The sequence below is a fragment of the Streptomyces sp. NPDC054770 genome (assembly GCF_053611985.1).
This window is the reverse complement of record NZ_JBSHBL010000162.1, coordinates 1-7,018: the sequence shown is the minus strand read 5'-3', so window position 1 is coordinate 7,018 and position 7,018 is coordinate 1. Positions and strand designations below refer to the sequence as shown.

Annotated in this window: 9 protein-coding genes; 1 reads left to right on the top strand and 8 read right to left on the bottom strand. The window is 72.0% G+C overall.

Annotated features, from left to right (window positions below; translation table 11 throughout):
• Positions 1 to 184: 184 nt before the first annotated feature.
• Genes ACWGKQ_RS51645 through ACWGKQ_RS51635 form a run of 3 tightly spaced genes read right to left on the bottom strand, consistent with a single transcriptional unit; the run spans position 185 to position 1,388 of the window.
• Positions 185 to 469, bottom strand: coding sequence for a hypothetical protein (locus tag ACWGKQ_RS51645; RefSeq protein ID WP_453299088.1), 285 nt, complete (start codon positions 467 to 469; stop codon positions 185 to 187).
• A 55-nt stretch (positions 470 to 524) separates the two neighbouring features.
• Complete coding sequence (locus ACWGKQ_RS51640) at positions 525 to 1,172, bottom strand: MEDS domain-containing protein (RefSeq protein WP_453299087.1); 648 nt, start codon at positions 1,170 to 1,172, stop codon at positions 525 to 527.
• Positions 1,173 to 1,187: 15 nt separating this feature from the next.
• Positions 1,188 to 1,388, bottom strand: coding sequence for a hypothetical protein (locus ACWGKQ_RS51635; RefSeq protein ID WP_453299086.1), 201 nt, complete (start codon positions 1,386 to 1,388; stop codon positions 1,188 to 1,190).
• Between the two features lie 260 nt (positions 1,389 to 1,648).
• On the opposite strand from ACWGKQ_RS51635, the gene ACWGKQ_RS51630 reads away from it, so the two are divergent.
• Entirely contained in the window at positions 1,649 to 3,004 is a 1,356-nt protein-coding gene (locus ACWGKQ_RS51630; protein ID WP_453299085.1) for a M14 family metallopeptidase, read from the top strand.
• Between the two features lie 84 nt (positions 3,005 to 3,088).
• Here the strand turns inward: ACWGKQ_RS51630 and ACWGKQ_RS51625 are convergent, their stop codons facing one another.
• The 5 genes from ACWGKQ_RS51625 to ACWGKQ_RS51605 all read right to left on the bottom strand — a co-directional run.
• Entirely contained in the window at positions 3,089 to 3,748 is a 660-nt protein-coding gene (locus ACWGKQ_RS51625; RefSeq protein ID WP_453299084.1) for a hypothetical protein, read from the bottom strand.
• 65 nt (positions 3,749 to 3,813) lie between these two features.
• Positions 3,814 to 5,289 carry a GntP family permease gene (locus tag ACWGKQ_RS51620; RefSeq protein WP_453299083.1) on the bottom strand — a complete coding sequence of 492 codons (1,476 nt, stop codon included), beginning with the start codon at positions 5,287 to 5,289 and terminating at the stop codon, positions 3,814 to 3,816.
• A gap of 126 nt (positions 5,290 to 5,415) precedes the next feature.
• Positions 5,416 to 5,826, bottom strand: coding sequence for a RidA family protein (locus ACWGKQ_RS51615; RefSeq protein ID WP_453299082.1), 411 nt, complete (start codon positions 5,824 to 5,826; stop codon positions 5,416 to 5,418).
• Complete coding sequence (locus tag ACWGKQ_RS51610; RefSeq protein WP_453299081.1) at positions 5,823 to 6,590, bottom strand: IclR family transcriptional regulator; 768 nt, start codon at positions 6,588 to 6,590, stop codon at positions 5,823 to 5,825. Before ACWGKQ_RS51610 ends, ACWGKQ_RS51615 begins: the two co-directional genes overlap by 4 nt.
• Positions 6,587 to 7,018: PfkB family carbohydrate kinase (locus ACWGKQ_RS51605; RefSeq protein ID WP_453299080.1), on the bottom strand; the 432-nt coding region annotated here is incomplete at its 5' end. The genes ACWGKQ_RS51605 and ACWGKQ_RS51610, both read right to left, overlap by 4 nt.

The following is a 7,018-nucleotide window of genomic DNA, read 5'->3' as shown; positions in this document are numbered from 1 at the left end:
GTGCACGCACTGCCGTAGGGATCACCGGCGCGACCAGCCCCCACCGGCCTGCGCCCGCAAGCGGGCCGCGACCCACGCAAGGCGTCGCGGCCCGCCCGGCGGACCCACTCGCACCCGGGGAGGAACACCTGATCCGGTACCCGCGTATGCGCTGCCGCGGGGGCAGGCGCGTACGGCGTCTCGCTCACGCGTACTGGACGCGGATCCTCGCCCCGTCTCCCGGCACCCCGTCCCGGACATCGACGTACGCGCACACCTGGCGGGTGAACCACAGCCCCTGGCCCGGCTCCGGTTCCCGGCCGGGCGGCGGCACGAAGCCGGCCAGCGGATCCGCCACCGCCCGGCACAGCCGCAGCTCGCAGACGCAGCCCGGGGCCTCGCCCCAGGCGAGGACCTCGACCACCGGCCCGTGCGCGGCCGCCGCCGCCTCGACGGCACGGCCGAACCGCCCGGCGACCACGGACGACAACCCGCCCCCGCGCGGCCGCCGCCGCATCGTCCTCGAGGGCGCCGAGACGTGAATCCTAGGCCGGGAGCCCGCGCCCGGCGGCCCAGGCGCGGACCGCCTCCGGCGCGGGCAGCCGGGCCGCCGACTGCGGCGGCGGGGGCAGCGGTACGGCGTCCAGCTCGCGCGCCAGGACCGGCGGCTGCTCGTACACCCCCGTACCCGGGTGGGCGCGGCGGGCCGCGTCGACGACGGCCGGGCCCGCCGTCCGGGTGTCGTACGCGCACAGGGCCGTGGTGGCGAAGGGGGCGAAGAGGAGGTTGGCGAGGGACTCGTAGCGGATCCACTCGGCGCTCTCCCGCGGCGAACGGCCCGCGCGCCCCGCCCAGTCGGGTTCCATGAGGAGGTGGAGCCGGCCGCCCGGCCCGGCGTTCGCCGCGAGGTAACCGGCGCCCTGGGCCACGGCGTTGGCGGCCGTGCCGGTGTACCAGTCGGTGTGGTCGATGAAGCCGATCTCCCGGCCGTCGGTGCCGAGCGCGTCACGCAGCGCGGCAAGGAGGCCGGGGGCGGCGATGGCGACGGGCGGCGGCTCGTCGGGGGCGGCGAGGCCCTCGGCGAGGAAGGGCAGCGCGGCGGCGACGAACCCGTCGTCCGAGCCGAACACGGCCATCCGGTGGTCGAACTGCCCCTGGGCCGCGGCGGAGCGCCGGCCCGTACTGGTACTCATCGGGTCTCCTGTGCGTCAGCGCCGGGCGGTCACCCGGGCGGCGATCTGGCCGCGGTTGCTGCAGCCGAGCTTGCCGATCCCGCCGGGGCCGGTGAACGTGACGACGCGGGCCCTGGCCAACAGTTCGCGGCCCGCGGCCTGTTCGTCTCTCCGGTCGACGAAGCCGGTCGTCTCGGCCGGCAGCGGGCAGCCCCCGCTCGGCGCCGATCCGCCCATGACCGGCCAGCCTTCCTCTTGGCCGTCCGGCCACGGTCTCGCGGCGGACCGGTGGAACGCACACGGACGTCACGCGAGTGGGTGCACTTCGGCGGGGGCCGCGTGCGGTGGCGGGTACGCGCGTACACTGCGCGGCCGGTTTTAGATTCTTGACCCGTTCATGCCATTTCTTGGACGATGGGCGGCACCGCACAGCAAGCGCACAACACCCGCACAGGCACGTCGCACTGAACCACCCCCACCTCTCCCCAGGAGACTTCATGCGACTTCGCACCCGCGGCTCCGATGCCCGCGGCGGCAGACGGACCGCCGCGCTCGGCGCCCTGCTGGCTCTCGCCCTCGCGGCCCCCGTGACGGCGACCGCGACCCACGCGACCGCCGACAGCGCCCGCCCGTCCGCCCCCTCGTCCGACGACGTCCGGCAGTACGAGATCCACCAGAGCACCACCCCGGTGACCCGGGCGGCGATCCAGCGGACCGGCGTCTCCGTGGACGAGGCCGACGAGGAGACCGTGGTCGTCTCCGGGCGGCCGGCGCAGATCGCCGCGCTGAAGCGCCTCGGCTACGAGGTCACGCCCCTGGGCGCGGCCCCGGACCGGTCGTCCGCCGCCGATCAGTTGCGCCTGTTCGACTTCCCGACCGCCGACTCGAAGTACCACAACTACGCCGAGGCGAACGCCGAGATCGACCAGCGGCTCGCCGCCTACCCCTCGATCATGAGCAGGCAGGTGATCGGCAAGTCGTACCAGGGCCGGGACATCGTCGCGATCAAGGTCAGCGACAACGTGGCGACGGACGAGAACGAGCCCGAGGTCCTCCTCACCTTCCACCAGCACGCGCGCGAGCACCTCACGGTGGAGATGGCGCTGTACCTGCTGCGTGAACTGGGCGCCGGATACGGCTCGGACTCCCGGGTCACCGACATCGTCAACAGCCGGGAGATCTGGATCGTCCCCGACCTCAACCCCGACGGCGGCGAGTACGACATCGCCACCGGCTCGTACCGGTCGTGGCGCAAGAACCGGCAGCCCAACTCCGGTTCCTCGTACGTCGGTACGGACCTGAACCGGAACTGGAACTACAAGTGGGGCTGCTGTGGCGGCTCGTCGGGCTCGACGTCGTCCGAGACGTACCGGGGTGCGTCCGCGGAGTCGGCACCCGAGGTCAAGGTGGTCGCCGACTTCGTGCGCAGCCGGGTGATCGGCGGCAAGCAGCAGATCAAGGCGGGGATCGACTTCCACACGTACAGCGAGCTGGTGCTGTGGCCGTTCGGCTACACGACCGCCGACACGGCCACCGGGATGACCGCCGACGACGCCGCCGCGTTCAAGGCGCTCGGGCAGAAGATGGCGGCGAGCAACGGGTACACGCCGGAGCAGTCGAGCGACCTGTACATCACCGACGGCTCGATCGACGACTATCTGTGGGGCACCCAGAAGATCTTCGACTACACCTTCGAGATGTACCCGACGTCCAGTTCCGGGGGCGGCTTCTACCCGCCCGACGAGGTGATCGAGCGGGAGACCTCCCGGAACCGGGACGCGGTGTTCCAGCTGCTGGAGAACGCGGACTGTGTGTACCGGTCGATCGGGAAGGAAGCGCAGTACTGCGCGTAGCCGACCGGGACGCGGGCAACGGAGCCCCTCCGGCCGTGGGGCAGCCACCATGGCCGGAGCGGCTCGCTCGCGAACAGGCCGCGACTACTCCTCGTCGAGAGCCTTGTCCTCGGTCTTGGCCTCGGTCTTGGCCTTGACCTTGTCGGTCTTGTCGTCGGCATCGGCGTCCGCCTGGACCTCAGCCTCAGCCTCAGCCTCGGTCTCCGCTTCCGCTTCCGCCTCCAGGGCGTCTTCCTCTTCCTCGCCGTCGTCGAAGTACGCGTCGAGGACCGCGTCCAGCTGCTCCTCCCACTCCTTGAAGCGGGAGCGGGAGTTCGCCTCGATCTCGATGGGGTACCAGCGGCGGTCCGGGGTGTGGACGGTGATCGTGAAGCGCTTGCCGAAGCGCGGGGCCTCGGTCTCGATCGCGCCGATCTCGTCCCAGCGGAACTCGCACTTCTCCTCGTCGAGGCTGAGGCGCACGCCCTGGTGGTCGGCCGCTATCCGGGCGCGGCGGTCGGCGGCCTCGAAGACGGGCCCCTCGGGGGTCTCCTCGTCGTCCGCGGCCTCCTCGGCGTCCTCGTCCGCCGTGGCCTCGACCTCGGCCGCGGCCACCGGCTCCGCCGCCGTCTCCACGTCCTCGGCCTTCTCCGGCCGGGTGTCCTCCGGCTCGGCGGACGCGGGTGAGGTGAGCCCGGGGATGAAGGCCGGGTCGAATCCGGCGCCTTCCAGGGGCTGGCTGTTGGCTCCTATGCGCTGCTCCACAGCGGGCAGTATGGTCCAAGAACCTGTGCCGGACACAGCCAGCCCCGGACTTCGTTATCAGACGCCTACACGAACACACTCAGCACACCCGCCACCCCGAACCCCACCACGGACAACACCGTCTCCAGCACGGTCCAGGTCTTCAGGGTGTCGCGCTCGCTGATGCCGAAGTACTTGGCGACCATCCAGAAGCCGCCGTCGTTGACGTGCGAGGCGAAGATGGAGCCGGCCGAGATGGCCATGATGACGAGGGCGACGAAGGGCTGGGAGTGGTCGCCCTCGGTGAGGAGCGGGGCGACGATGCCGGCCGTCGTCACGATCGCGACCGTCGCCGAGCCCTGGGCGACCCGCAGGACGACGGAGATGAGGTACGACAGGACGATCACCGGGAGGCCGACGCCGTGGAAGGTGTCGGAGAGGGCCTGGGCGACGCCGCTGGCCTTCAGTACGGCGCCGAAGATCCCGCCCGCGCCGACCACCAGCAGGATGTTGCCGACCGGCTTGAGGGACGCGGTGGACACGGTCTCCAGGGACTTGCGGGACCAGCCGCGCCGGATGCCGAGCAGGTAGTAGGCGAGGACGAGGGCGATGGTGAGGGCGACCATCGGCGTGCCGAAGAACTCCAGCACCGAGCGGCCGGTGGAGGGGTCCAGGGCGATCGAGGAGAAGGTCGCGGCGAGGATGAGGACGAGGGGCGTGCCGATGATGGCCAGGACCGTCGCGAGGGGGACCGGCTTCTCCTGGGGCGCCACCCCGGCCGCCCGCTGCTCCGTCAGCACCGCCTGCTTGGCCTCCTCCGCCGCCTCGACCATGTCCTGCGGTACGGCGACGAAGATCCGCTTGCCGATCCACGCCGAGAACGCCCACGCGGCCAGCACCGCCGGGATGCCGCAGACGATGCCCATGAGGATGACCCAGCCGAGCTGGACGTGCAGCAGCGCGGCGGCGGCCACCGGCCCGGGGTGCGGCGGCAGGAAGGCGTGGGTCATGGAGAGGCCGGCGAGGAGCGGGAGGCAGTAGAGGAGGATCGACTTGCCGCCGCGCTTGGCCGCCGCGTAGACGAGGGGCGCCAGGACGAAGATGCCGACGTCGAAGAAGACGGGTATTCCGAAGATCAGACCGGTGAGGCCCATCGCGAGCGGGGCCCGCTTCTCGCCGAAGAGGTTGAGGAGGCGTGACGCCAACACCTCCGCGCCACCGCTGACTTCGAGGATCGCGCCGAGCATGGTGCCGAGGCCGATGATGATCGCGACATGGCCGAGGATGCCGCCCATCCCGGACTCGACGGTGGAGACGGCGTCGGACCGCTGGACGGTGCCGAAGAGCTCGGTGACGGAGAGCCCGGCGAGCAGGCCGACGGCTATGGAGACGGCGAGGAGGGCCACGAAGGGCTGGAGCCGGGCCTTGATGATCAGGAAGAGCAGCAGGGCGATGCCGATGGCGGCGACGGTGAGGAGTCCGGCGGTGCCGTCGAGGAGGAGCAGCAGCCCCCCGGTGTGGGGTGGGGCGGCGGGGGCGGTGGCGGCGAGCGGCAGGGACATGTGGGGGGCCTCTTCTTCTTGTGCTTCTTGCGGACATCGTGCTTTCGGGCAGGGGGGATCGCGGCACGGCACCCGAGCGGGGGCCGTGCCGTGACAGACGTACGGTGTGCGGGAGCCGGTGGCCCGTCAGCCGAGGACGGCGAGGGCGTCGATCTCGACGAGGAGGCCGGCGGGCAGACCGACGTACACGGTCGTGCGGGCGGCGGGCGGGGCGGTGAGGCCCTGCTCCTCGAAGTAGGTGTTGTAGATGCCGTTCATCTCGGCGAAGTGGTCCACGTCCGTGAGGTAGACGCGGATCATCATGACGTCGTCCCAGGAGGCGCCGCCCTCTTCGAGGATGGCCTTGACGTTGGCGAGGGTCTGGAGGGTCTGCTCGCGCAGGGTGGGGCCGGCCGGTGTGGGGGGCCTGCCCTCCTCTGCGGGCAGGAAGCCGACCTGGCCGGCGACCTGGAGGATGTTGCCCTTCCGGACGCCGTGCGAGAACTTGGCGGGCGGGGTGGTGTGGGTCCTGGGGGTGAGGGCGATCTTCTCGGTCATCGGTTGCCGGCTTCCTTGATCGGTGTTCTGCCTGAGTACTCGCCGCTGATCGCGTCCGCCGTACGGCGCACCTGCGGGAGCAGGGTGAGGAGTTCGTCGGCGGTGACGACGACGTTGGGCGCGGAGACCGACATCGCGGCGACGACCCGCCCGTCGGCACCGCGGACGGGGGCCGCGACGCAGTTGATGGACTCCTCGTGGCCGCCGAGGTCGGTGGCCCAGCCCTGTTCGCGCACCTTGGCCAGTTCCCTGAGGAACGCCTCCGCGTTCGGCGTCGAACGGGCCGTGTACATCGGGTAGTCGAGCTTGTCGGCGAGCGCCCGCCGCTCGGGCTCGGGCAGGTCGGCGAGGAGCAGCTTGGCGACGGCGGCGACGGTGATGGCGACGGGCTTGCCGATCCGCGAGTACATGCGCACCGGGTAGCGGCTCTCGACCTTGTCGATGTAGAGCACCTCGCCCTCCTCGAACACGGCGAGGTGCACGGTGTGTCCGCAGGCCGCGTTGAGGCGGGCCAGGTGGGGGTGGGCGATCTCGCGGACGTCGAGGTTCTCCATCGCCTCCTGGGCGAGGGCGAAGAGGCGGGCGCCGAGGCGGTAGCGCTGGTCGGACTGGCGGTAGACCAGGCCGTGTTCGTGGAGGGTGCGCAGCAGCCGCAGCGCGGTCGACTTGTGCACGCCGAGGCGGTCGGCGACCTGGCCGAGGTCGGCGGGGCCCTCGGCGAGCAGGGGCAGGATGCTGAGCGCTCGGTCGACGGTCTGGCTCATGGGGTGGGTACCTCCTCTTCGGCCGCGTCGGCTTGCGTCCAGCCGGGGCCGAGTCGAAGTCTCTCCCACGCGGTGTCGTCGAGGGCGGTCAGCCCGTCGGCGGTGTCGCGGGCGGGGGGCGGGGCGAGATCGCCGGGGACGGTGAGGGCGGCGGCGGCGAAGAGGTGACCGAGCCGGAGCGTCTGCCTGACGGGCAGGCCGCGCAGGGTGCCGGAGAGGAAACCGGCGGCGAAGGCGTCACCGGCGCCGACGGGGGCTACGACGGCTACGGTGGGGGCGGGTTCGAAGGCGGGCGGGGTGGAGGCAGGGGCCGGGGTTTCACTTACCGGCGCCGGCAGGGTGCCGCTGCGCCCACCCTCCCCCACTCTCGGCTTCGCTCGAGCGGGGGGACCCCCATCGCCCTGCGGCACGCCTGCCCGCAGCTGAGT

Excerpts from the sequence above, each read along its gene's own strand:
- ACWGKQ_RS51630 (WP_453299085.1), top strand. The coding sequence starts at position 1,649 with ATGCGACTTCGCACCCGCGGCTCCGATGCCCGCGGCGGCAGACGGACC.
- ACWGKQ_RS51610 (WP_453299081.1), bottom strand. The coding sequence starts at position 6,590 with ATGAGCCAGACCGTCGACCGAGCGCTCAGCATCCTGCCCCTGCTCGCC.
- ACWGKQ_RS51640 (WP_453299087.1), bottom strand. The coding sequence starts at position 1,172 with ATGAGTACCAGTACGGGCCGGCGCTCCGCCGCGGCCCAGGGGCAGTTC.
- ACWGKQ_RS51635 (WP_453299086.1), bottom strand. The coding sequence starts at position 1,388 with ATGGGCGGATCGGCGCCGAGCGGGGGCTGCCCGCTGCCGGCCGAGACG.
- ACWGKQ_RS51620 (WP_453299083.1), bottom strand. The coding sequence starts at position 5,289 with ATGTCCCTGCCGCTCGCCGCCACCGCCCCCGCCGCCCCACCCCACACC.
- ACWGKQ_RS51615 (WP_453299082.1), bottom strand. The coding sequence starts at position 5,826 with ATGACCGAGAAGATCGCCCTCACCCCCAGGACCCACACCACCCCGCCC.